General features: G+C 63.7%; 26 protein-coding genes. 17 read left to right on the top strand and 9 right to left on the bottom strand.

From position 1 onward, the window contains the following. Positions 1 to 73 precede the first annotated feature (73 nt). Positions 74 to 508, top strand: coding sequence for a hypothetical protein (locus AB8841_RS18775; RefSeq protein ID WP_370437332.1), 435 nt, complete (start codon positions 74 to 76; stop codon positions 506 to 508). A gap of 10 nt (positions 509 to 518) precedes the next feature. Here the strand turns inward: AB8841_RS18775 and AB8841_RS18770 are convergent, their stop codons facing one another. The 4 genes from AB8841_RS18770 to AB8841_RS18755 all read right to left on the bottom strand — a co-directional run bounded on the left by AB8841_RS18770 (position 519) and on the right by AB8841_RS18755 (position 3,221). After that, a complete protein-coding gene (locus tag AB8841_RS18770; RefSeq protein ID WP_370437331.1) occupies positions 519 to 1,127 on the bottom strand; it encodes an NTP transferase domain-containing protein in 609 nt (202 codons plus the stop codon). Beyond that, positions 1,124 to 2,143, bottom strand: coding sequence for a molybdopterin-binding protein (locus tag AB8841_RS18765; protein ID WP_370437330.1), 1,020 nt, complete (start codon positions 2,141 to 2,143; stop codon positions 1,124 to 1,126). The genes AB8841_RS18770 and AB8841_RS18765 overlap by 4 nt, the downstream gene beginning before the upstream one ends. Beyond that, positions 2,140 to 2,832 (bottom strand): XdhC family protein, encoded by a 693-nt coding sequence (locus AB8841_RS18760; RefSeq protein WP_370437329.1) that lies wholly within the window; start codon positions 2,830 to 2,832, stop codon positions 2,140 to 2,142. Before AB8841_RS18760 ends, AB8841_RS18765 begins: the two co-directional genes overlap by 4 nt. A 65-nt stretch (positions 2,833 to 2,897) precedes the next feature. Continuing rightward, positions 2,898 to 3,221, bottom strand: a complete 324-nt coding sequence (locus AB8841_RS18755; protein ID WP_370437328.1) for an XdhC family protein — start codon at positions 3,219 to 3,221, stop codon at positions 2,898 to 2,900. A gap of 188 nt (positions 3,222 to 3,409) precedes the next feature. On the opposite strand from AB8841_RS18755, the gene AB8841_RS18750 reads away from it, so the two are divergent. From AB8841_RS18750 to AB8841_RS18720, 7 genes are all read left to right on the top strand, one after another. Beyond that, positions 3,410 to 3,877, top strand: coding sequence for an iron-sulfur cluster assembly scaffold protein (locus tag AB8841_RS18750; RefSeq protein ID WP_370439311.1), 468 nt, complete (start codon positions 3,410 to 3,412; stop codon positions 3,875 to 3,877). A 155-nt stretch (positions 3,878 to 4,032) separates the two neighbouring features. Beyond that, entirely contained in the window at positions 4,033 to 4,494 is a 462-nt protein-coding gene (locus AB8841_RS18745) for a carbon monoxide dehydrogenase subunit G (RefSeq protein ID WP_370437327.1), read from the top strand. A gap of 174 nt (positions 4,495 to 4,668) precedes the next feature. Continuing rightward, a complete protein-coding gene (locus tag AB8841_RS18740) occupies positions 4,669 to 5,163 on the top strand; it encodes a (2Fe-2S)-binding protein (RefSeq protein WP_370437326.1) in 495 nt (164 codons plus the stop codon). A 154-nt stretch (positions 5,164 to 5,317) separates the two neighbouring features. Next, positions 5,318 to 7,681, top strand: coding sequence for a xanthine dehydrogenase family protein molybdopterin-binding subunit (locus AB8841_RS18735; RefSeq protein ID WP_370437325.1), 2,364 nt, complete (start codon positions 5,318 to 5,320; stop codon positions 7,679 to 7,681). Between the two features lie 12 nt (positions 7,682 to 7,693). After that, positions 7,694 to 8,500, top strand: a complete 807-nt coding sequence (locus AB8841_RS18730; protein ID WP_370437324.1) for a xanthine dehydrogenase family protein subunit M — start codon at positions 7,694 to 7,696, stop codon at positions 8,498 to 8,500. Between the two features lie 247 nt (positions 8,501 to 8,747). Next, on the top strand, positions 8,748 to 9,662 hold the full coding sequence (locus AB8841_RS18725; RefSeq protein ID WP_370437323.1) for an AAA family ATPase: 915 nt from the start codon (positions 8,748 to 8,750) through the stop codon (positions 9,660 to 9,662). After that, entirely contained in the window at positions 9,659 to 10,873 is a 1,215-nt protein-coding gene (locus AB8841_RS18720; protein ID WP_370437322.1) for a VWA domain-containing protein, read from the top strand. The genes AB8841_RS18725 and AB8841_RS18720 overlap by 4 nt, the downstream gene beginning before the upstream one ends. 179 nt (positions 10,874 to 11,052) lie before the next feature. Here AB8841_RS18720 and AB8841_RS18715 read toward each other — a convergent pair whose 3' ends face one another. Both AB8841_RS18715 and AB8841_RS18710 read right to left on the bottom strand, forming a co-directional pair. Then, positions 11,053 to 11,478: a hypothetical protein gene (locus tag AB8841_RS18715; protein WP_370437321.1), complete on the bottom strand. Its 426-nt coding sequence runs from the start codon at positions 11,476 to 11,478 to the stop codon at positions 11,053 to 11,055. A 307-nt stretch (positions 11,479 to 11,785) separates the two neighbouring features. Next, complete coding sequence (locus AB8841_RS18710) at positions 11,786 to 12,265, bottom strand: peptidoglycan-binding protein (RefSeq protein WP_370437320.1); 480 nt, start codon at positions 12,263 to 12,265, stop codon at positions 11,786 to 11,788. 394 nt (positions 12,266 to 12,659) lie between these two features. Between AB8841_RS18710 and AB8841_RS18705 the strand changes: the two genes are divergently transcribed. From AB8841_RS18705 to mnhG, 7 genes are all read left to right on the top strand, one after another. Further along, positions 12,660 to 13,256, top strand: a complete 597-nt coding sequence (locus tag AB8841_RS18705) for a peptidoglycan-binding protein (protein WP_370437319.1) — start codon at positions 12,660 to 12,662, stop codon at positions 13,254 to 13,256. A 301-nt stretch (positions 13,257 to 13,557) separates the two neighbouring features. Continuing rightward, positions 13,558 to 16,494 carry a monovalent cation/H+ antiporter subunit A gene (locus AB8841_RS18700; protein ID WP_370437318.1) on the top strand — a complete coding sequence of 979 codons (2,937 nt, stop codon included), beginning with the start codon at positions 13,558 to 13,560 and terminating at the stop codon, positions 16,492 to 16,494. Further along, positions 16,494 to 16,841 (top strand): Na+/H+ antiporter subunit C, encoded by a 348-nt coding sequence (locus tag AB8841_RS18695; RefSeq protein WP_370439310.1) that lies wholly within the window; start codon positions 16,494 to 16,496, stop codon positions 16,839 to 16,841. The genes AB8841_RS18700 and AB8841_RS18695 overlap by 1 nt, the downstream gene beginning before the upstream one ends. Continuing rightward, positions 16,838 to 18,457, top strand: coding sequence for a monovalent cation/H+ antiporter subunit D (locus AB8841_RS18690; protein ID WP_370437317.1), 1,620 nt, complete (start codon positions 16,838 to 16,840; stop codon positions 18,455 to 18,457). The genes AB8841_RS18695 and AB8841_RS18690 overlap by 4 nt, the downstream gene beginning before the upstream one ends. After that, positions 18,454 to 18,942 carry a Na+/H+ antiporter subunit E gene (locus tag AB8841_RS18685; RefSeq protein WP_370437316.1) on the top strand — a complete coding sequence of 163 codons (489 nt, stop codon included), beginning with the start codon at positions 18,454 to 18,456 and terminating at the stop codon, positions 18,940 to 18,942. Before AB8841_RS18690 ends, AB8841_RS18685 begins: the two co-directional genes overlap by 4 nt. After that, positions 18,939 to 19,220 (top strand): K+/H+ antiporter subunit F, encoded by a 282-nt coding sequence (locus AB8841_RS18680; RefSeq protein WP_370437315.1) that lies wholly within the window; start codon positions 18,939 to 18,941, stop codon positions 19,218 to 19,220. The genes AB8841_RS18685 and AB8841_RS18680 overlap by 4 nt, the downstream gene beginning before the upstream one ends. After that, positions 19,217 to 19,594, top strand: a complete 378-nt coding sequence (gene mnhG / locus AB8841_RS18675; RefSeq protein WP_370437314.1) for a monovalent cation/H(+) antiporter subunit G — start codon at positions 19,217 to 19,219, stop codon at positions 19,592 to 19,594. Before AB8841_RS18680 ends, mnhG begins: the two co-directional genes overlap by 4 nt. A 33-nt stretch (positions 19,595 to 19,627) precedes the next feature. On the opposite strand, the gene AB8841_RS18670 is transcribed toward mnhG, so the two are convergent. Both AB8841_RS18670 and AB8841_RS18665 read right to left on the bottom strand, forming a co-directional pair. Beyond that, positions 19,628 to 19,870 (bottom strand): helix-turn-helix transcriptional regulator, encoded by a 243-nt coding sequence (locus AB8841_RS18670; protein ID WP_370437313.1) that lies wholly within the window; start codon positions 19,868 to 19,870, stop codon positions 19,628 to 19,630. Positions 19,871 to 20,165: 295 nt separating this feature from the next. Beyond that, positions 20,166 to 20,324, bottom strand: coding sequence for a hypothetical protein (locus AB8841_RS18665; protein WP_370437312.1), 159 nt, complete (start codon positions 20,322 to 20,324; stop codon positions 20,166 to 20,168). Between the two features lie 70 nt (positions 20,325 to 20,394). On the opposite strand from AB8841_RS18665, the gene AB8841_RS18660 reads away from it, so the two are divergent. Beyond that, positions 20,395 to 20,865, top strand: a complete 471-nt coding sequence (locus AB8841_RS18660; RefSeq protein WP_370437311.1) for a YbaK/EbsC family protein — start codon at positions 20,395 to 20,397, stop codon at positions 20,863 to 20,865. A 349-nt stretch (positions 20,866 to 21,214) separates the two neighbouring features. Beyond that, on the top strand, positions 21,215 to 21,448 hold the full coding sequence (locus AB8841_RS18655) for a hypothetical protein (RefSeq protein WP_370437310.1): 234 nt from the start codon (positions 21,215 to 21,217) through the stop codon (positions 21,446 to 21,448). A 555-nt stretch (positions 21,449 to 22,003) separates the two neighbouring features. On the opposite strand, the gene AB8841_RS18650 is transcribed toward AB8841_RS18655, so the two are convergent. After that, positions 22,004 to 22,756 carry an SDR family NAD(P)-dependent oxidoreductase gene (locus AB8841_RS18650; RefSeq protein ID WP_370437309.1) on the bottom strand — a complete coding sequence of 251 codons (753 nt, stop codon included), beginning with the start codon at positions 22,754 to 22,756 and terminating at the stop codon, positions 22,004 to 22,006. Positions 22,757 to 22,802: the final 46 nt, after the last annotated feature.

The following is a 22,802-nucleotide window of genomic DNA, read 5'->3' as shown; positions in this document are numbered from 1 at the left end:
CGCGCGGTCGGGTGTGACCGGCTTGCCTTTTCACAAGCGAGATCGATACCGCGCAGCCTTGCAGGAGATCCGAATGACGAAGACCGTCACCGCCCTCTTCCATAGCGAGCCGCATGCGACGGCCGCCGCGAACCATCTGGAGCAGGCCGGTATCTCCCGGGATGCCATCGCCATCTGGTCGACCCCGCACAATCTCGCTTCGTTCCTCGAGGACGAGGGCCTTTCCCGAGCCGATGCCCATGCCTATGCCGAGGGTGTGCTGCGGGGCGGCTCGCTGGTCATCGTGAAAAGCGACGACGTCGACCGGGTCGTCAGCATACTGGATCAGGAAGGCGTGCTGGATCTCGACGAGCAGCAGGCCTCGTGGCGTACGGAAGGGTGGCAGGGAGAACTGACGGCGAGGTCCACGGCGGGAACTGAGACTCCCGTCACTGGCGAGCTGGACGAGGTCGTCCACGGCCGCGTCCGAATCCGAGCGCCCAAGGCTGAGAGTCCCGAGCGGGAATAGCTGTCGCGCCTTACCCGGCCCCCGACCGGTGTCCGGCGAATTCCTCCTGCGTGTCGATGTCCTGCATGACGGCGGGATCCTGGGTCGGCCATTCCAGCACGTCGCGTCTTCCGCGAAGGATGAGGCCCGCCCCGACATCTCCCGAAAGTCCCTCGATCGCAGCCTGGAGCTTTCGTGAAATCACGACCGGATTTCCACGCTGCCCGTTCCATGTCGGAACCAGAGCCGCCGGCTCCCCCTTGTCGCGCCAGCCGGTCACGAGCGCATCGATGAGGCAGGCGGTCACGAACGGCATGTCGCCGAGGAGGACGATCGCGGCGCAGGCCGATGGCGGAAGCGCGGAGAAACCGGCCTTCAACGATGTCGAGAGGCCTTGAGCGAACAGGGCATTGTGAACGATGTGAACGGGAAGCCCCGAGAGTGCCGATTGAACCTCTGCGGCTCGGTGTCCCGTCACCACGACGACCGGATGGGCCGCGGACCTGACGGCGGCCTCGGCCGCATGGCGGACCAGGGCCTTGCCGCCGAGCTGCGCCAGCAGCTTCGGCTCGGCGCCGAAACGCGTGCCGCGCCCGGCCGCCAGGAGGATGGCCGCGGTCTCGCCCGGTCCCCGGCTCATTCCTCTCCCTCGCTTTCGCCGCCTTGGCGCGGCTGCGGCCGGGACACGATCTCCATGAGAAGTCCGCCGACCCCGAGAGACATGATGTCGGCCCGTGTCACGGGCACGTTCGCCAGAAGGCGCTGCAGGATCCAGTCGAACCCGTTCTCCTTCGGAGATCGGGCGCAACCTGGGGCTCCGATCACAGGCTTGCCCGCGATTGATCCGACGAGAAGCAGGTTGCCTGGATCGACTGGCATGCCGAAATGCTCGACCCGTCCGCCGGCCCTCTCGATAGCGGATGGAATGACGTCCCGGCGGTCGGCTATGGCGGAAGCGCCGAAGACGACGATCAGTTGCGCGTCGCCTCGGGCCTGATCCGCCAGCTCTTCCGCCAAGGGAGCCGCCTCGTGACGAACGCGGCGATCTGACACGATCCTCGCTTCGGCGGGTTCCAGTCGCCTTGACAGCGCCGCAAGGGTCTTGTCGACGACGCTCGGCTTGAGTCCGGGCAGGAGCGTGGATACCACCCCGATCGAGCGACGGGCGTAAGGCGCGACGCGCAGAGCACCCTCGCCTGCCCGCGCGATCCCGTCCCGCAGCAGAAGCTCCGGTATCGCATAGGGAATGATCTTGACCGTGCCGACCATCTCGCCTGCGACGACGGGTTTGTAGGCAGGCAGGGTGGCGGCTGTCATGGCCTCGTCGACCGCATTGAGGCCATCGATGGCCTTGGCATCAACGAGGAGAAGCCCCGAAATGCCGGCATAGAGATTGGAGCGCCCCGTGAAGGGGGCTTCGATGACGATGTTGTCGCCCGCGAGGGCGTGGGCGAGCCGTAGCGCCGCCTGGTCCTCTGCAATGTCGTCCGGCTCGAACCGGGCGGCGATGATCGTCTCGACGCCTGCCTGCTTGAGCTGCAGCGCGATGTTTTCCGAGATGACGGTTCCTTTTCTCACGACCATCGTGCCTGTCCGCACGCTATGGGCGGCAAGTGCCCCGATGGCCTCATCGACGGAAACAGGACCGAATTTCACGCCGAGCGCCTCCGCTCTTTACGCAAGGTCGCGACGATCTCCGCCAGAACCGAGACGGCGATCTCGGCGGGCGATACGGCCCCGATATCGAGGCCGATCGGCGCATGGATGCGGGCAAGGTCCGTCTCGGTGAAGCCGGAAGCGGTCAGGCGCTGAACGCGGCGCTCGTGGGTTTTGCGCGAGCCGAGGGCGCCGATATAGAAGCACTCCGACCGCAGGGCCGCCGCGAGCGCGGGATCGTCGATCTTCGGATCGTGGGTGAGCGCCACGACCGCCGTGTACCGGTCGATGCCGATCTCCGGCAGAATGGTGTCGGGCCACTCGGCCCGGACCGGCACATCCGGAAATCGCTCGGGCGTCGCGAAGGCCGTGCGCGGGTCGATGATGGTGACGTCGAAATCGACGCCCCTGGCCATGGGAGCCAGCGCCTGGCTGATATGGACGGCGCCGATCACGACCATCCGCACCGGCGGCGTCTGCACGGTCAGGAAGAACTGCCGGTCTCCCTGTTCGACAAGACCGCTCTTTCCTGCGCGAATCCTCTCCCGCAACTCCTGTGCGAGCGGGTCGCCTGCGACCTGCGCCTCACGCACGAGCCGTTGCTCGCCGGAAGCGACATCGGTCACGAGGATGGCGGCACGCCGCGCCGCGCGCTCCGTATTGAGATCAGCCAGGAGGCTCAGCCGCATGCGGTTTCCTTCATCTCCTCGGACAGGCGATGGCGAAAGGAGCGAACGAAGAGAGGTCGGGCATCCTAATCCACGCGCTCCACATAGACCCTGATCCGCCCCCCGCACGAGAGCCCGACGTGCCAGGCGGTCTCGTCGGCCACTCCGAATTCGAGCATGCGCGGCTTCCCGTCGGCGATGACGTCGAGCGCCTCGGTGATGACCGCGCCCTCCACGCAGCCTCCGGACACGGATCCGAGAAAATTCGTGTCGGCATCGATCACCAGATGACTGCCGACAGGGCGCGGCGCCGAGCCCCACGTCTCGACGACGGTCGCGACGGCGACGCCCCTGCCCTCGCGTTTCCACGCCTCCGCTGCCTTGAGGATATCCGTATCGGTCGAGAGCATGATGGTTTCCCGGCGAAACGAGCATTTCCGAGCAACGCTCGGTGACCAATACTGCCACTATGGCGGCCTCGACCGCAACCGGTATGCGAGGCCCGTTCCCGCGGGCGACGGACCGGGGCATTGACAGGCACCGTGATGCGGCGTCTGATCCGTTTCGAAGACGCATCGTCGGATGGCTCGCGGGCAGGATGCTGGACGATATCTACAGTCGGAGAATCCTGGAATTCGCGGCCGACATTCCGCTGCTCGGCACGCTGCCGGACGCGGATGCCAGTGCGAAGGCCCACTCGAAATTGTGCGGCTCGACGGTGACCGTTCATCTGAAACTCGAAGGAGATGTCGTCACGGCCTTCGCGCACGAGGTCAAGGCCTGCGCTCTCGGTCAGGCCTCCTCGTCGATCATGGGACGTTACGTGATCGGCTCGACGGCCGAGGAACTCCGGATCGTTCGGGAGGAGATGCACCGGATGCTGAAGACGGGCGGGCCGGCCCCTGGCGGAAAATGGGCGGATCTGGCTCTGCTCGAGCCGGCGCGGACCCTGAAAGCCCGGCATGCCTCCATCCTCCTTACCTTCGATGCCGTTGTCGAGGCGCTGACAAAGGCCAAGGCTTCCGAGGAGAACCCAACCCCTGAGGGTCCCGGCACTGCCCCATAGAGTGCGCATGACGGCAGCGGTTGGCAGGTGACGAGCCTGCCGGGATTGCCCATACTCTGGCGCATCGTGCGGAAAAGTGGATCCGGTTTTCCGCTCAAACGATGCGCTCATCTTAGAAGAGAGCATCAAGGCCGCTTGATAGGGGAGGAAACGATATGGCGATGATAATGCAAGGGGAAGTGACGCTTCCCGCCGATCGGGCGACGGTCTGGGCCGCTCTCAACGACCCGGAGATCCTGAAGGCCTCGATACCCGGTTGCCAGGACCTGGAGAAGATCAGCGACACCGAATTCCAGGCGACCGCCAAAGTCTCGGTGGGACCCGTGAAGGCGACGTTCAAGGGCGGCGTCACCCTCTCCGATCTCGACCCGCCCAACGGCTATACGATCGGCGGCGAGGGACAGGGCGGCGTCGCCGGATGGGCCAAGGGCGGCGCGAAGGTGCGCCTCGAGGACGTCGAGGAAGGCACGAAGCTGATCTACGACGTGGAGGCCAATGTGGGCGGCAAGATCGCCCAGCTCGGCGGACGCCTGATCAACGGCGTCGCCAAGAAATACGCCGACGAGTTCTTCGGAAATTTCGCCAGGATCCTGTCTCCCACGGAGTCCGCTGCGTAAGCGATCATGGGCGTCGTTCGGCACGATATTCCAGTACTTGACCGCTCCACGGGGGAGGTTCACACTCGCGCCTGATGGATCGCGTCCGCGCGGTCGTCCAACAAGAAAACCTGTCGGTACCTGAGACCGCCTTAAGGTTGGCCGGGTCGCCGGCGCCTGAGGAGGATTTCACGCATGACCACCGTCTCGCTGACGGTGAACGGACAATCCGTCACCGCAGATGTCGATCCCCGTACCCTGCTCGTTCAGTTTCTCCGCGACAATCTCCGCCTGACCGGAACCCATGTGGGTTGCGATACCAGTCAGTGCGGCGCCTGCGTCGTTCATTTGAACGGCCAGGCCGTGAAGGCCTGCACGGTCCTTGCTCTCCAGGCGGACGCAAGCGTCGTGACCACCATCGAGGGCATCGCCCAGGGCGGCGAGCTGCACCCCATGCAGGCGGCCTTCCGCGAACATCACGGCCTCCAGTGCGGCTACTGCACGCCGGGCATGATCATGTCGGCCATCGATATCGTGAACCGCAAGGGGAACGCTCTCGACGAGCAGACCATCCGGGCCGAGCTCGAAGGTAATCTGTGCCGGTGCACGGGCTATCACAACATCGTCAAGGCCGTCGCCGCCGGCGCGCAGGCCATGGCCCAGGCTCCGCTCGCGCAGGCGGCGGAGTAAGGCGACGCGATACGCCTGTTCAAGGCACGATGCTCTCGCGAACAGGGCAATGTACAGGCGGCTCTCGGAGCAGAAGCCTTTCCCGGGACCATCTCCGAGGTGCCGCTTTGCTCTCGCCCCCGCTGAGAGCTTAAGGAAGACAAGGGAGGATTTCATGACCGCAACAGGGATCGGCGCCCCCGTCCGCCGGAAAGAGGATCAGCGTTTCGTCACGGGCCAGGGGCGATATGTCGATGACTTCAACCGCCCCGGCCAGACCTACGCCTACTTCCTGCGCTCGCCGCATGCCCATGCGGCCATCCGCTCGATCGATACCGGCCCGGCCAAGATCATGCCGGGCGTCGTGGCCGTGTTCACCGGCGAGGATCTCGCCGCCGACAAGATCGGCGGCCTCATCTGCGGCTGGATGATCCATTCCAAGGATGGGTCCCCGATGAAGGCGGGGCCGCATCCGGCGCTCGCACAAGGGAAGGTGCGCTACGTGGGCGATCACGTGGCGGTGGTAATCGCCGAGACCCTTGCCCAGGCCAAGGACGCCGCCGAAGCCATCGTGGTCGATTACGAGGTTCTCCCGGCCGTGGTCGACACCGCCGGTGCCGTCAAAGCGCCGGTCCAGGTGCATGAGGTCTCGCCCGACAACACCGTGTTCAACTGGCATCTCGGCAACCGGGACGAGACCGAGGCCGCGTTCGCGCGGGCCAGGCACGTGACGAAGATCGATCTCGTCAACAACCGGCTGGTGCCGAACGCCATGGAGCCCCGGGCGGCCCTCGGCGAATACGATCCCGGCACGGACAGTTACACGCTCTATACGACGAGCCAGAACCCCCATGTGGCGCGCCTCGTGCTGTCGGCCTTCATCGGCGTCGCGCCCGAGCACAAGCTGCGCGTCATCGCGCCCGATGTCGGCGGAGGATTCGGCTCCAAGATCTTCATCTACGCCGAGGAGACGGTGTGCGTCTGGGCGGCCAAGAAGGTCAAGCGCCCGGTCAAATGGACGTCCGACCGGAGTGAGGCATTTCTCGCCGACGCCCACGGTCGCGACCATGTCACCCATGCGGAGATGGCAACCGACGAGAACGGCAGGATCCTGGGCCTTCGGGTCCATACCACCGCCAATCTCGGCGCCTATCTGTCCACCTTCTCCTCCTCCGTGCCGACTTACCTCTACGCCCCTCTCCTGTCGGGCCAGTACGACATTCCGGCGATCTATTGCGAGGTGGACGCGGTCTACACGAACACGGCCCCCGTCGACGCCTATCGCGGAGCCGGACGGCCCGAAGCGACCTTCGTGGTCGAGCGGCTCATCGAGAAGACCGCACGCGAACTCGGCCAGGATCCGGCGGAGTTCCGGCGCAGGAACTACATCACGCAGTTTCCGCACCAGACTCCGGTCATCATGAACTACGACACCGGCGATTACGCCGCCTCGCTCGACAAGGCGCTCGAGCTCGCCGATTACGCGAACTTCCAGGCGAGGAAGCAGGAGAGCGCCCGGCGCGGCAAGCTGCGGGGGATCGGATTCTCGAGCTATATCGAAGCCTGCGGCATCGCGCCCTCCCAGGCGGTGGGATCCCTCGGCGCAGGCGTGGGCCTGTGGGAATCCGCCGAGGTGCGGGTCAATCCGACCGGTTCCGTCGAGGTCCTCACGGGTTCGCACAGCCACGGCCAGGGCCATGAGACCACCTTCGCTCAGCTCGTTTCGGACCGGCTCGGCGTTCCCATCGACCAGGTCAGCATCGTCCATGGCGATACCGACAAGGTGCAGTTCGGCATGGGAACCTACGGCTCGCGTTCCGGCGCGGTCGGCATGTCGGCCATCGCGAAGGCTCTCGACAAGGTCATCGCCAAGGGCAAGAAGGTGGCAGCGCATGTTCTCGAAGCCTCCGAGGGAGACATCGAGTTCAAGGACGGCAAGTTCGGCGTCGCCGGCACGGACCGGGCGCTCGGTTTCGGCGAGGTGGCCCTTCAGGCCTATATCGCCCACAAGTTCTCCGGCCAGGATCTCGAGCCCGGCCTGAAGGAGGGAGCCTTCTACGATCCCACCAACTTCACCTTCCCGGCCGGCGTTCACATCTGCGAGGTCGAGATCGACCCCGACACGGGCGTCACAAAAATCGAACGCTGGACCGCGGTGGATGATTTCGGCGTGATCATCAATCCGATGATCGTCGAGGGCCAGGTTCACGGCGGCATTGCTCAGGGCGTCGGACAGGCGCTGCTGGAAGGGGCCGTCTACGATCCGAGCGGACAACTCGTGACCGCCAGCTTCAACGACTATTGCATGCCGCGCGCCATCGACCTGCCGTCGTTCCAGGTCGGCATGACGGTGACGCCCTGCCCTTCGAATCCGCTCGGACTCAAGGGCTGCGGCGAGGCGGGCGCAATCGCGGCTCCGCCCGCCGTCATCAACGCGATCACGGATGCTCTCGGGCATGAGGACATCGCCATGCCTGCCACGCCTCAGGCCGTCTGGCGGGCGGCCCGGAAGGCTCGCATGCCCATGGCGGCGGAATAAGGGAGGACAGGGATGTACGCTTTCGAATACCACCGCCCGACGAGCGTCCGAGAGGCCACGGACCTCGCGAGCCAATTCGAGGAAGCCAAGTTCCTCGCCGGCGGGCATACGCTGTTGCCGACCATGAAGCTGCGCCTCGCGGCTCCGGCCGATCTGATCGATCTCGGCCAGATCGCCGAGCTGCGCGGGATCGAGCGGGCCGGTGACGCGATCAAGATCGGCGCCATGATGAAGCACGCGGAAGTCGCGAACGCCACCGATGTCCGCGCAGCCATCCCGGCCCTCGCCGAGCTGGCGGAGCTGATCGGCGATCCGCATGTGCGCAACCGCGGCACCATCGGCGGCTCGGTCGCCAACAATGACCCGTCCGCCGATTATCCAGCCGCGTGCCTCGCCCTGAATGCCACGATCGTCACGGGAAAACGGACCATTCCGGCGGACGACTACTTCCAGGGCATCTTCACCACGGCTCTCAATGAAGGCGAGATCATCACGTCGATCTCGTTCCCCATTCCGTCACGGGCCGGCTATGCGAAATTCCGCAATCCGGCTTCACGCTACGCCCTTGTCGGCGTCTTCGTGGCCCAGCACGAGGATGGAGTCAGGGTCGCCGTGACGGGAGCGGGCTCCAACGGCGTCTTCAGGGTGCCGGACATGGAGGAGGCCCTGAACCGGAATTTCGCGGTCGAAACCCTTGACCGCATCTCCGTGCCGGAGGGCGAGATGAACAGCGACATTCATGCGGATGCCGCCTATCGCGCTCATCTCGTCGGCGTCATGGCCCGCCAAGCTGTAGGGATTGCGACCACCCGCGGCTAGAGCATCGTGCGAAGAAGTGGACCCGGTTTTCACGACCGTGGCCCTTCGGGTCCGCTCAAACGATGCGATGCCCTATAGAAGGAGCATCGGATTCAATCCCAAAAGTGGATTCCACTTTTCAGGTCCGATGCTCCAGTCGAACCGCCGCCCTTGCCCTGGACTCCCCCAACTGCAAGACTGCGAGGACGGCAAACAGGCATGCATGCCTGGGCTTTCCGGGCATGCCTTCTAAAGGAGCATCGACGCCTTGGCTGATCGACCCGGTTCCATCGACGAGACGCTGGCCCTTCTCGAACGCACCGGCTATGTCGCCGACCGTCCGCTCGCGACGGTTCTCTTCCTCGCGCTGAAGCTCGGGCGCCCTCTCTTCCTGGAAGGAGAAGCCGGCGTCGGCAAGACGGAGATCGCGAAGGTGCTCTCCTCTGCGCTCGGGCGAAGCCTCATTCGCCTGCAATGCTACGAAGGGCTCGACGTCGCTTCGGCGGTTTACGAATGGAATTATGCGGGTCAGATGATGGCCATCCGGCTCGCCGAAGCCGGCGGAAACGTCGACCGCGACACACTCGAAAGCGATCTGTTCTCGGAACGATACCTCGTGAAGCGGCCCCTCCTGCAGGCCCTCGAACCCGATACGGCCGGCGCGCCGGTTCTCCTGATCGACGAGCTCGACCGCACCGACGAAGCCTTCGAGGCCTTCCTCCTCGAAGTGCTGTCCGACTTCCAGGTGACCATCCCGGAACTCGGCACCATCAAGGCGGAACATCCGCCGATCGTCATCATCACCTCGAACCGTACCCGTGAGGTCCACGATGCGCTGAAGCGGCGCTGCCTGTATCACTGGGTCGATTACCCGAATGCCGAACGCGAGCTCGCCATCGTCAGGAGCCGCGTGCCGCATTCTCCCGGGCGGCTCTCTCGGGAGATCGTGGCCTTCGTGCAGGCGATCCGAAACGAGGAGCTGTTCAAGGCGCCGGGCGTCGCCGAAACGCTCGACTGGGCCTCTGCGCTCGTGGAGCTCGATGCGGTGGCGCTCGACCCGACCCTCGTGTCGGACACGCTCGGGGTTCTGCTCAAATATCAGGACGACATTCAGAAAATGCAGGGCAGCCGGGCGAAGGAGATGCTCGACCGCGTCAGGAATGCGCTGGAGGAACCGGAGTGACCGACACCCCCGAGCGGGGCGATGGTCGTCTTGGGGATAACATCGCCTATTTCGCACGCGCTCTGCGGAGCGCAGGTCTGCCGGTCGGTCCCGGCACGGTTCTCGATGCGATCGCCGCCGTCGAGGCGGCACGGATCGGAACCCGCGAGGATTTCTACTGGACCCTTCACGCCGTCTTCGTGAAGCGGCACGAACACAGCATCCTCTTCGACCAGGCTTTCAGGATCTTCTGGCGGCGGCGTGCGCTGATCGAGAAACTCATCGCCCAGATGTCGCCGATCTCTCCCGGGGGACCGGAGGAGAAGAAGCCGCAGGCCGGCGCATTGCGGGTCGCCGAAGCCCTGGCGACACCACGGCACGAACAGCCTGAGCCGGTCGAGAAGGCCGAGTTCACGGCCCGTCTCACCGTCTCGGAACGCGAAATTCTCAAGACGAAAGACTTCGCGCAGATGTCGGCCGCCGAGGTCGCGGCCGCCAAGCGTCTCATTGCCGAGATGTCCCTGCCGGAGGAGGAGATGGTGACGCGCCGTTTCCTGCCGGATTCCAGGGGACGGCGGATCGATCCGCGCAAAACGTTCCGGCGGTCGCTGCGGGGTGCAGGCGCGGGGATCGATCTCGCTTACCGCTCCCCCGCCGTGCGCTACGCGCCGGTGGTCGCGCTCGTGGACATATCAGGCTCGATGGCGGAGTATTCCCGGCTTTTCTTGCATTTCCTGCATGCCATCGCAGAGAAGCGGCGGCGGGTTCACTCCTTCGTCTTCGCAACGCGCCTGACCAATATCAGCCGGGAGCTGGCGAGCCGCGATCCCGACGAAGCCCTCGCGCGCGCGGCGAAGCGCGCGCGGGACTGGGAGGGCGGCACGCGGATCGCTCACGCCCTGCACGACTTCAACCGTCACTGGTCTCGCCGGGTACTCGGGCAAGGGGCAATCGTTCTCCTCTTCACGGACGGCCTCGAGAGGAACGTGACGCGAGAGCTGACCTTCGAGATGGACCGGTTGATGCGCTCCAGCCGCCGGCTGATCTGGCTCAATCCGCTCCTTCGTTTCGACGGTTTCGAGGCGCGAGCCTCCGGCATCCGCGCGATGCTGCCGCATGTCGACGAATTCAGGCCTATTCACAACCTCGCTTCGATGAACGATCTCTGCCGGGCCCTGTCCGGGCAGGCGAACGAGGGCGCTGGTCCGCGCCAATGGCTGCGCGTCTCCTGATCATCGGCAATGGGTTCGATGCGCTAGAGCCTTTTCCGCAAAAGTGGATGCCGGTTTTGCGAAGAAAAGGCGTCTTTCTCAAACAACAAATGCCTTTTCCGTGAACCGAAGTTCATGGAAAAGGCTCTAGAGCATCGGATGGAACCCCAAAAGTGGATTCCACTTTTGGGTCCGATGCTCTAGCGGCAACCCTGCCGGGCCTTACGCATCATGGCGGTAAAACCCTTCAGCGGAAAACTGTACACAGTCTTGTTGCCGCGCCTCGATGTGGCTTCGATGATGGCCATGCGCCCCTTCTCTAGCGCGCGGACGAATTCGGATTCGCGTTCCGTGCGACGCATCCAGGCGTACTTGCCGCGGGGGATCATCGTGAACCTCTTGCCATCCACGTCGACATGGATCGCCGTCGGCGCGAAATCGTAGCCTGTCTGCAGACTGGCTTCCGTCCGAACCGCACCGCGATCGAGCCAGCGAACGAACAACGTCACTCGCCCATGATCGAGCTGCTCTGGTTTCTTCGATGCCGCGTCGGAAAAGGCGTAACACGAGGAAATATTGCCTTCTCGCGTCTTCCAAGCACTCCAGCGTTCGTTCGATCCGAGCATGCGGGGGCTCTGCGCGAATGCGCAGGAGCTTGAAAGGACGACGATAGCAAGGGCCGTGCTTGTGATTTTCATCTACGAGATACTCGCCTTGGTGTTGCAGGAGCCCGCAAACTTCCAAGGCGAGGTTACTCATTGGTAAATTTTTACGTGATGAAATTCCGGAAGACGACGTGCAGTCCGATTCCGGCAAGTTCCATAGCGGCTTGCCGCCCGTTCAACAGGTTGTGAACACGATGTGAAATCCGCGATTCGCCTAGACCCACCGGACGAACCCGGTCTCAACGCCGCAGCCTCCCGAAGAGATCGTTCAAGGAACGTCGCTTTGTGCTGCCGCCATGACCTTCGCCGATCTCATGAGCGTCACGAGCGTCTGGGCATGGAGTTCGCCCGTAACGGGAAGCCCAGCCGCGCGCTGAAACTTCTCGATGGCTTCACGTGTCGAGGGACCCATCGCACCGTCGGCCTTGATCGTTCCGAAACGGAGCTGTGACAAGGCTTGCTGAGCGGCGACGACATCTTCTTTCGTGGGGCGCGGCTTGATGCTCAGAATTTCCGGCGACATTCCGACGCCTGGAAAAGCTCCCCCCTGCTGCGCAGCGGCCAGCTGCTCCCGTGCCTTCGCCATGTCAGCGGCGGCTTGCTCGGATTGCGTGGTGAGCGTCTGGATCTGCGACTGGGCATTCGAAAGCTCCTGCCGGAGATTTGCGAGTTCCTTGACACTCTCTTCGGTCTTCTGGCGTTGCGCCGAATATTGAGCTTGGTAGTCCTGCAATGCAGCCGTCTGCATGCGGAGCTGCTCATCCAGCCCTGCAAGATTCCACGTGGAGTAGAGAGACACGCTCCAACCCGTAATCCCTGCAAGGATCAGCAGAGCGACAACTGAGCGATTCAGATAGATTCTATGTCCTTTCTGCTTCAGCGGCACGATCGTTCCTTCAACATTCCGTTTCAGATTGGCTCGAGCGGTTTGGAAATAACCTAGCTGAAATCATGGTCAAAGCATGACCGTACTCTCTGAAACCTTGGGCATTCGCAGTGCTCTTCCGGCGATCCGGCGCTCGTATCCTGTCTGCGGAAATGTGTGTCGGCAGCTTGCCGGGAATGTTTGCCCAGCCACGTTCGGGCCACATTGGCGGGGTTTAGCAAAGGCCTTGTGTTGTCGCGACCAAGCACGAGGAGAAATGATGACGGCAAGACACATGGCCGATCAGCGGATATTCAGCCATGTCCTCATCCTGGCGCTCGCGATCGGAGCCGCGACGGGCTGGGGCATGTGGTTCCTCTCCGGTCAGCGCTCCGACCGTATCGAACGCGAGTTGAGGCAGCAGGTCTCGACACTCGCCCGGAGCCAGATGCAGATGCTCCACGAGCGCGAGACGGCCGAGGCCGCGAAGTCCGACCTGGCGTCTCTCCAATCGCAGACCGCGGCATTGCGAAAGGAGATCGAGGAGTTGACGCAGCGCCGCGACAGCGTTCAGGCGGGCGCCGCTGGGCAGAGTGCGGCCGGCAATACGTCGCCCACGGTCGAGCAGACGAGCATTGCAGAGACCGGATCGACGACGTCTCATCAGCCGGATCAGGCCTTGGTCTCGACGGCCCAGAAGGCCCTCACCAAGCTCGGATACGGTCTGCTCGCTGCAGACGGCATCATTGGGCCGAGCACACGGCAAGCCATCGAAGCGTTTCAATACAAGAACGGCATACCCGTGACCCGGGAACTGGATGCGGCGACATTGCAGCGGCTGGGCGGCTTGAACAGCGTGGCGGCGGCGGAGTGACGGCACTCCTCCCCCGGGCCTTCTTTGGAACGGGCGGCCGACGGCCGGAACCGTGAGTCGCTGCAACGCACCGCCGATCCCCCTGATCGATACGGAAAGCCGCACGCAACGATACACCGGACGCCGTTCACATCACATCTGGCAGATGAAGGCCCCAAAAGCTCTCCCGCTCTGCCATAACGCCAAATTTATCTGGTAATGGCCTTGCTTCCGGCCTGGGACGTCAACCATATTGGGCGACATAACACCCCATCTCGGAGTTCCGCCCGCGCTCCCCACCCGGAAGGAGATCGCTCACCTTATGCCCATTGACACGCCCCTCCTGGCCGTCGTCATCCTTCCGTTCATCGGGAGTCTCGTCGCTGCGTTCCTGCGTCAGGACGCCAGGAATGGCGCGGCCTTCCTGGCCGGAACCATTGCATTCTGCGGAACGGTCCTCACAGCCGCCCAGTATCCCGCCGTCAGCCATGGCGGCGTGCTGCGCCTGAGCGTGGAGTGGCTGCCGACGCTGGGGCTGGATTTTACGTTGAGGATGACCGGCTTCACCTGGCTCTTCGCCATGCTGGTGACGGGGATCGGCTTTCTGGTCGTGCTCTATGCGCGCTACTATATGTCTCCGGCCGATCCGGTGCCGCGCTTTTTCGCCTTCCTTCTCGCCTTCATGGGCGCGATGCTGGGCATCGTGCTCTCCGGGAATCTGATCCAGCTGGTCTTTTTCTGGGAGATGACCAGCCTCTTCTCCTTCCTGCTCATCGGCTACTGGCATCATAACGCAAGCGCACGCGAAGGGGCGCGCATGGCTCTGACGGTCACGGCCACAGGCGGCCTGTGCCTTCTCGTCGGCGTCCTCCTGATCGGCCATATCGTCGGCAGCTACGATCTGGATCGGGTCCTTGCGTCCGGCGCCCGAATTCGCGGCAGCGACCTCTATCTGCCCGCTTTGATTCTGATCCTGCTGGGGGCTCTCACCAAGAGCGCGCAGTTCCCGTTCCATTTCTGGCTGCCGCATGCCATGGCCGCGCCGACTCCTGTTTCGGCCTATCTGCATTCCGCCACCATGGTGAAGGCGGGCGTGTTCCTCCTCACCCTGCTCTGGCCTGTTCTTTCGGGGACGGACGCCTGGTTCTACATCGTGGTCACGGCGGGCCTCTCCACGCTTCTGCTCGGGGCTTACGCGGCGATCTTCCAGCAGGACCTGAAAGGCCTTCTTGCCTATTCCACCATCAGCCATCTCGGCCTGATCACGCTTCTGCTCGGGCTCGGCAGTCCGCTGGCGGCGGTCGCGGCGATCTTTCACACCATCAACCACGCGACCTTCAAGGCGTCGCTCTTCATGGCCGCCGGCATCATCGATCACGAGGCCGGCACCCGCGATATCCGGCAGTTGAACGGATTGTTCCGCTTCATGCCGATCACTGCCACCCTGGCGATGGTCGCGGCGGCCGCCATGGCCGGTGTGCCCCTGCTCAACGGCTTTCTCTCGAAGGAGATGTTCTTCGCCGAGGCCGCGGCCTATCACGTCGATTCGCTTCTCGACCACTCCCTGCCCTACTTCGCCATGCTCGCCAGCGCCTTCAGCGTGGCCTATTCCCTCCGATTCATCCATGGCGTGTTCTTCGGCAAGCCGGCGACCGATCTGCCACGCACGCCGCACGAGCCTCCGCACTGGATGCGGTTTCCCATCGAGCTTCTCGTCCTGCTTTGCCTGCTCGTGGGAATCCTGCCGGCGCTGACCATCAAGCCCTTCCTCACCGCGGCGGTCCGCGCGGTCCTGGGGCCGGACATGCCGTATTACAGCCTCGCGGTGTGGCACGGCTTCAACGAGCCTCTCCTCATGAGCGTCATCGCTCTCGCCGTGGGCATTCTTCTCTACTGGCTTTTGCAGGGCTATCTCGCGAAAGGCATCGACGGACCTCCGCTCATGCGGCGCCTCAAGGGCCAGCGCATCTTCGAGCGCATTCTCGTCGCGCTTTCCTGGCGCTGGGCGCGCGCTCTGGAGCGGCTGATGGGCACGAACCGCCTCCAGCCGCAATTGCGCCTGCTGGTGGCCTTCGCGGTTCTGGCAGCGCTCTGGCCGCTCTATCAGCATGGTCTGCGAGCGGGCTCCCGGGTCAGCACGGAGTTCGATCCCGCCTTTCTTCTGCTGTGGATCGTCGGCTGCCTCTGTGCCGTCGGTGCGGCCCATCAGGCCAAATACCACCGGCTCGCCGCCATGGTTCTCATGGGAGCCGCCGGGCTGGTCACCTGCATCACCTTCGTGTGGTTTTCGGCGCCCGACCTTGCCATCACCCAGCTCCTGGTCGAGATCGTGACCACCGTGCTGCTGCTGCTGGGCCTGCGCTGGATGCCGAAACGCTTCGAGATGGCCGATGAGGGCCTCTTCGTCGGCTTTCGCGCGAGACTGCGACGGGGACGCGATCTGGCCCTGGCCATCGCGGCGGGCACCGGCATGTCGCTGATCGTATATGCGCTGCTCACGCAGCCTCTGCCCGACACCATTTCACGCTACTTCATCGAGAACGCCTACGCAGAGGGCGGCGGCCGCAACGTGGTCAATGTCATCCTGGTCGATTTCCGCGGCTTCGATACCTTCGGCGAGATCGTGGTTCTGGCCGTGGTGGCGATCACGGTCTTCTCACTGCTTCGGAGGTTCCGCCCGGCCCCGGAGAGTGTCGATGCACCCGAGCAACAGCAGATGCAGGACGCCTATGACGACGCGAGCCCGGACCGGACCGTCGGCGATACGCTCTCGGATTATCTTGCGATCCCGTCCGTGATCATGCAGTGGCTCTTCCCGGTGATCGGCGTGTTCGCGATCTATCTGTTCCTGCGCGGCCACGACCTCCCGGGCGGCGGCTTCGCGGCGGGCGTCGCGCTCTCGATTGCCCTCGTGCTTCAGTACATGGCGGGCGGAACCCGCTGGGTCGAGGCAAGGCTGCGCATTCTGCCGATCAGCTGGATGGGGCTGGGGCTCCTCTGCACCGTATTCACCGGCGCAGGGGCGTGGATTTTCGGACGTCCCTTCCTCACCTCCCATTTCGAATACCTGGAGCTTCCCCTCCTCGGAAAGGTGCCTGCAGCGACCGCGCTCCTGTTCGACCTCGGCGTCTTCGCCGTCGTGGTCGGCGCCACCGTGCTCATTCTGATCGCGCTGGCTCACCAATCCGTCCGCAGCCCCCGCACGGCCCGTGCGCCGCTGCCGTCCCCGCAACCTTCGACCGTGAGGGACGAAGCATGATGGAACTCATCTTCGCGGCGGCAGTCGGCATCCTGACCGCTTCGGGCGTCTGGCTCCTGCTGCGCCCGCGCACGTTCCAAGTCATTATCGGACTGTCCCTGCTCTCCTATGCGGTCAATCTGTTCATCTTCGCCATGGGACGGCTCAAGACCGGCGCGGCGCCGGTCCTCGAGAATGCGCAGGCGACCGACCCGGCGCTCTACGCGGACCCGCTTCCGCAGGCGCTGGTCCTTACGGCCATCGTCATCGGCTTCGCGATGACCGCCCTCTTCCTGGTCGTCCTGCTGGCATCGCGCGGCCTCACGGGAACCGATCACGTCGACGGCCGGGAGGACGCGCAAGGATGACCTGGCTCGATCATCTCATCATCCTGCCGATCCTGCTGCCGCTCGTATCCGGCGCCGTGATGCTCCTTCTCGACGAGCGCCACCGTCTCCTCAAGGGCACGCTCGGAATCGCGACGACACTCGGGCTGCTGACCATCTCGATCGCCCTGCTGCGGATGGCCGATACCGCGCCGGCTGCCGCGGACGCCTCGTCCGTCATGGTGTACCGGCTCGGCAACTGGCCCGCGCCCTTCGGAATCGTGCTCGTGCTGGACCGCCTGTCCGCGCTGATGCTCGTTCTGACGAGCGTGCTCGGTTTCGCATCCCTGCTCTACTCGCTCGCGCGGTGGCATCGTGCGGGACCGAGATTCCACACGATTTTTCAGATCCAGCTCATGGGTCTCAACGGGGCCTTCCTGACCGGCGACCTGTTCAATCTCTTCGTGTTCTTCGAGGTGCTGCTGGCCGCCTCCTACGGGCTTGTCCTCCACGGAGCCGGTTTGCTTCGCGTCAGGGCCGGCCTGGCCTATGTCGCCATTAATCTGACCGCTTCGTTCCTGTTCCTGATCGGGGCGAGCCTCGCATACGGCGTGACCGGCACCCTCAACATGGCGGATCTGGCTTCACGCATTCCCCACCTCTCCCCCGGGGACGCCGCGCTCATGGCGACTGCCGCCGCAATCCTCGGCACGGCCTTCCTGATGAAGGCCGGCGTGTGGCCGCTGTGTTTCTGGCTTCCGACCACCTATGCGGCCGCCTCCGCGCCCGCGGCGGCAGTCTTCGCGATCATGAGCAAGCTCGGGATCTATGTGGTTCTGCGCCTTTGGATGCTGATGTTCGGGGCTGATGCCGGGTCGCTGGCGGGCTTCGGCGGCATGTGGCTGCTCCTGGCCGGCATGCTGACGATCGTGTTCGGTACGGTGGGCGTCCTGGCCTCGCAATCCATGTCGCGGCTTGCCGGGTACAGCGTCCTCATCTCGTCCGGCACCCTCGTCGCAGCCATCGGCACGGGAAACAGCGCGGTCGTCGGTCCGGCGCTGTTCTACCTTGTCAGCTCCACGCTGGCGATCGCCGCCTTCTTCCTGCTCGTGGAGCTTGTCGAGCGCATGCGCGATCCCGGCGCCGACGTGCTGGCCGTGACGATGGAGGCCTACGGCGAAGACGACCTCTTCGAAGAGGAAGTAGGCGTCGCCATTCCGGCGACCATCGCTCTCCTCGGCGGCAGCTTCATCGCCTGCGCCCTGCTCCTGGCGGGTCTCCCGCCCCTGTCCGGATTCATTGCGAAATTCGCCATCATGGCTGCGATGTTGGGAACCGAGGGCGCCATCGGCACGCAGACCTGGGTGCTGATCGGGTTGCTGATCGTCTCAGGGCTTGCGACGCTGATCGCGATGACGCGAACCGGCATCAGCACCTTCTGGGCACGTCTGGACGACAGCGTCCCCAGAGTTCGGGTCATCGAGATCGCACCGGTGCTTTGCCTTCTGGCCCTCTGCCTCGGCCTCACGATCGCGGGTGGCCCGGTCATGCGCTACCTTGACGCGACCACTCAGGCGCTGCGCGAGCCACAGAGCTACGTCAGCGGCGTGCTGTCCCGGCCGAAGACGGAACATGCCCGCGAGGCGAACACTCCATGAGCTGGTTCCTGCCCTTCCCGCTACTCTCAGCGGCGCTCCTTGCCCTGTGGCTTCTCCTGAACCAATCCCTGTCGGCCGGGCATGTGATCCTTGGCAGCGTGCTCGCCGTTTTAGGCTCGTGGGCCATGGCGGCGCTGAGGCCGGACAAGCCTCGGGTCCGCCGCCCCTTTGCAGCCCTGCGGCTCCTGGGCTTGGTGTTGTTCGACATTCTGCGTTCGAACATCGCCGTCGGACGGATCATCGTCCGGTCTCGGGAGCCCGGAGCGAATGCCGGCTTCATGACGATCCCGCTCGACATGCGCAGCCGCCACGGGCTCGCGGTTCTGTCCATCATCATCACATCGACGCCCGGTACGATCTGGGTGAGTTACGACGCCGCCAAAGGCACCCTGTTGCTTCATGTGCTGGATCTGATCGATGAGACCGTATGGATCGAAACGATCAAGTACCGCTACGAGCGCCTGCTGATGGAGATCTTCGAATGAGCAATCTCATTTTCTCATGGTCCATCCTCGCGGCACAGGTGATGCTCGGTCTCGCCATGTGCTGCGCAACCTATCGCCTCCTCGTAGGTCCGCGGGCGCAGGATCGCATCCTGGGGCTCGATACGCTCTATGTGAACGCGCTTCTGCTGGTTCTGACCTTCGGCATCAGGGTCGGCAACACGTTCTACTTCGAGGCGGCCCTCATCATGGGGCTCCTCGGCTTCGTGGCGACCGTCGCGCTCGCGAAGTTCCTCATGCGCGGCGAGGTCATCGAATGAGCGGAGCGGGCGAACTGCCGGCCTGGGCCGCGCTGTTGACGGCATTTTTTGTGCTGCTGGGGGCAGGCGTCACCCTCATCGGGTCGATCGGTCTCCTTCGGCTCGGCAGCTTCTATGCGCGCGTTCACGCACCGACGCTCGGCACCACCGTCGGCATGGCCAGCATCCTGGCTGGATCGGCCCTCTTCTTCAGTGTGCTTGAGGCCCGCCCCGTTCTTCATGAAATCCTCATTGCCGTGTTCGTCACCCTGACCACCCCGGTGACCTTGATGCTCCTCGTCCGTGCCGCGCTCTACCGCGACCGCACGGAAGGCAGCGCCGACATTCCACCTGCGGACGATACGGGAAATCTGGTCTCTCCAGAGGAGAACTGACGCGATGAGGCGAAGTTGCCAGCACGCCCGGCGTTAACCCGTCGGTTTCCGGAGCCTCACGCCTGGACCGGCTTCCCCGGACGGGATCAATTGGGCTCCGCCGTCTTCGAAGGCAGCGGCGACCTGGGCTGCGGTCACGGGATGCAGGCAATGACGCCCATTCTCGAAATCGCGGATCGTGCTGCGCGAGACATTGGCACGTTCCGCCAGCTCTTCCTGGGTCCAGTCGAGGAGACCACGCGCAGCCCGGCATTGTTCAGGAGACAGAAGCGGCATTCCAAGGGTTCTTGCTGAGACGGCACGCTGACCGACCCGGGTGAAAGTAGAGCATCGGACCCAAAAGTGGAATCCACTTTTGGAATCGAATCCGATGCTCTCTTCTAGAGGAGCGCATCGTTCTCGCGAAAAACCGGATCCACTTTTTCACACGATGCGCTGGTGCGCTCCATCCGTGAGCGCAAGACATGGCACCGGGAGTGCGAGTTCGGGCAAGCCGATACGGCAGCAAGTGCGTCCGCATGTCCATGTGCGGCAGCTCACCGACCGGAAGCTTCCGTCATGCAAGATTCGATCATCGAAGGATGATCGCCATGGCCCACCACATCGTGCCGTTCGTGCTCGGTATCATCGCGCCTCTCATGCTGATCACCTGGCTCGTCTTCCAGTAGCCGGGATGATCAGACACGCCGAAACCGACACAATCGTAATATTGTGTCGCTTGCGACGTCAAGCGCCTTTCTTTGCCGCGACACGTTGTGTATCCCTGCCGTGTCCCTTCATCCTCTCGGGAGTCGCGAGCAATGAGTCTTGAATCCGTCCGCGCATTTTTCTCGGCAAAAGCACCGGACATCGAGATTATTGAGATGGAAACGAGCACGGCCACTGTGACGCAGGCAGCGGAGGCCCATGGGGTGGTGCCGGGGCGGATTGCGAAAACCCTGTCTCTCCGTGTGGGTGACCGCAACTTCCTGGTGGTGACCCGCGGCGATACCCGTCTCGACAACAGGAAAGTGAAGGCGGCGTTCGGAGGCAAGGCAACGATGCTGGATGCCGAACAGGTGCAGTCGCTGACGGGCCACCCGGTCGGAGGCGTATGCCCGTTCGGCCTCGCAACGTCATTGCAGATCTATTGCGATATTTCCCTCAAGGCTTTTGACGAAGTGGTTCCCGCTGCCGGATCCATCCATACGGCGGTCCGAATCGGACCCGAACGCATGGCGGCCCTCGTCGGAGCCGAATGGGTCGATGTCTGCCAGGACCCGGCGGCATAAGGCCGCCCGCCTCCCGGAAAGAGATCGTTGACCTTAAGCACTATTGCTCGGCGCATCGAAATTTGGTTAATATTTTGCCATGAACGATAGAAATTCACATCCCGGCACCGATGCTCTCGCAAAGATTTGCGATCTTTTCGTGCTGGCAGTAGGCCTCGGCCTCCTGAGCCTCGCGCTCAACGTCGTTCGTGTTTGAACTCGATATACGTGCAGGGTCGGACCTGCCGTAGATCCACAGTTCCTTAACCTCCTGCGGCTAAATAAACGCGATCCTAGGGTTGCGCCGATCGTTCACGGCGTTTAGCAAACCCACATCGTTCGACGACTAAACCACTTCGGAGGAGCCTGAATGCCCCACGAAGCGTATTGCGTTGCATACCGCGACCGACGTTGGTCTGTCCTGCACCAGGGCCGCGACCTCGGTGCCTTCCATTTTCGGACCACTGCGCTCAGGTTCGCCGTGACCTCGGCCTATCGCGCCGGTGCGTCGGCGCACCACAACGTCTATGTTCTCGATCGCAACGGCGCGCTTTACACGGTCTGGAATTGGACCAGAGACGGCATCAGCCTCGATTCCGACTGAAGCGCTGCCTAGAGCATCGTGCGGACCCAGCGGACCGCACTAGCGCATCGTGCGAAAAAGTGGGCCCGGTTTTTCGCAGCAAGCGATGCTCTCATCCGAGGAGAACGCATCGGATGGATCCCAAAAGTGCAAATCCACTTTTTGGTCCGATGCTGCAGCAATCCGCGACCTCGCCTGCGCGAGCAGGACGGACAGAAAGATGTCCGGACCGGGTCCGGTTATTCTGGCGCAAAGGCGGTCCTACCGCCGCGCAGTTCCATCCTTCCATTGCGATCCATGCTCATGATCTTGAAGGTCGGGGGAACGATGAGCCCCGCCATCGATGCAATCACCGCACAGGTCAACAAGGTCGCCATCTGAAGTCCCCCCGCGAGCCGAATCTGCTCTGCCGGGAACCAGCATGGGATTCCATGCTTGCGGGAAACTTGCGACACTGCCTCGGCTCCCGAGCCAACGGCCGTATCCTCAGTTCCCAAGGATGTCGCGCGCTGTCCCAAACGAAAAGCCGGCCTGAAGGCCGGCTTTCGGTCACTGGAGAATGGCGCGACAGCGTTCTCAGACCCAGCCGCCGTCCACGAGATAGGTCTGGGCCGACATTGCGCTCGAATCGTCGGAGCCGAGGAAAAGGGCGAAATTCGCGATGTCCTGAGGCACCAGCTTACGCTTGACGCATTGCCGCTTCAGCAACTCCTTTTCTCCTTCCGGAGTGAGCCAGAGGTCGATCTGACGCTGGGTCATGATCCAACCGGGCACGATGCAGTTCACGCGGATGTTCTTGGGCCCCAACTCCCGGGCCAGGGCGCGGGTCAGGCCGACCACGGCGGACTTCGCCGTCTTGTAGGCCACGAAGGAATCATCGCTTACCATGTAGCTCGTCGAGCCCATATTGATGATCGATCCCTCACCGGCCTTTTCCATGTCCGGAAGCACCGCCTGGGCCGCGAAGAACTGATGGTCGAGGTTCGTGGCGAACCGCTCCCGCCAGTAGTCCGGGGTGACCTGATCGACCGTGTGCCGATCGTCCCTCGCCGCGTTGTTGACCAGAATCGTGATGGCGCCGAGTGCCTCGCTCGCGCGGCGGATGGCGGCCTGCAGGGCCGGGACATCGCGGACGTCGTTGTGCTCGAAATGCACCCGCTCGCCGAGTTCCCTCGCCAATCCCTCACCGGCTTGCGCATTGTAATCGAGGATGGCGACCTTGCTGCCCTGCGCATGAAAGGACCGCGCAATGCTCTCGCCGATACCGCTGGCGCCCCCGGTGATCAGGATCGTCTTGTCCTTCAGGGAGCCGTAAATCGTCTGGGTCATGGAACTCTCGTCTGGATGTGCATCGGCCAGGGCGTTGCAGTACACG

The organism is Microvirga sp. TS319, from assembly GCF_041276405.1.
Taxonomy (GTDB): domain Bacteria; phylum Pseudomonadota; class Alphaproteobacteria; order Rhizobiales; family Beijerinckiaceae; genus Microvirga.
Note: the sequence above shows the minus strand (reverse complement) of the source record. Positions and strands in the feature narration are given on the sequence as shown.